Genomic DNA, 352 nt, shown 5'->3' with positions numbered 1-352 from the left:
GCATCGAAGCGCCTTGTCTCACACAAATTCCTTTCGGGGCCTTAGCTCAGCTGGGAGAGCGCCTGCCTTGCACGCAGGAGGTCAGCGGTTCGATCCCGCTAGGCTCCACCATTCATGGCAGGAGGTCGCGCCGGGGTCGCGCACGACATCGAGCGAATCGTCGCACCGCCCGCTAGGCTCCACCATCCAACAGTCCTGCTGCAGAGACCAGCGGAAAGTCGTTTCGACTTTCCACTGTTCTCTGAACAGTTGCTCTTTAACAATGTGAATCATGCTGACAACGTTTCTTCCGAGAGGAAGAGACACGAGATACGTCTCAAGCGTATCCGGCAATTGTCGATCGTCATCGCGG

At 57.1% G+C, this 352-nt stretch carries 1 protein-coding gene and 1 tRNA gene; one reads left to right on the top strand and one right to left on the bottom strand.

Annotation, left to right across the window (positions count from 1 at the left end; translation table 11 throughout):
• The first annotated feature begins 35 nt into the window (after positions 1-35).
• Positions 36-111, top strand: a tRNA-Ala gene (locus M8009_RS18945).
• Here M8009_RS18945 and M8009_RS18940 read toward each other — a convergent pair.
• Positions 82-352 (bottom strand): hypothetical protein (locus M8009_RS18940; RefSeq protein WP_250064038.1); only part of this gene is annotated, 271 nt, incomplete at its 5' end. The two genes, M8009_RS18945 and M8009_RS18940, sit on opposite strands and share 30 nt — an antisense overlap.

It is taken from the genome of Halomonas gemina (assembly GCF_023554995.1).
GTDB classification, from domain to species: domain Bacteria; phylum Pseudomonadota; class Gammaproteobacteria; order Pseudomonadales; family Halomonadaceae; genus Halomonas; species Halomonas gemina.
Note: the sequence above shows the minus strand (reverse complement) of the source record. Positions and strands in the feature narration are given on the sequence as shown.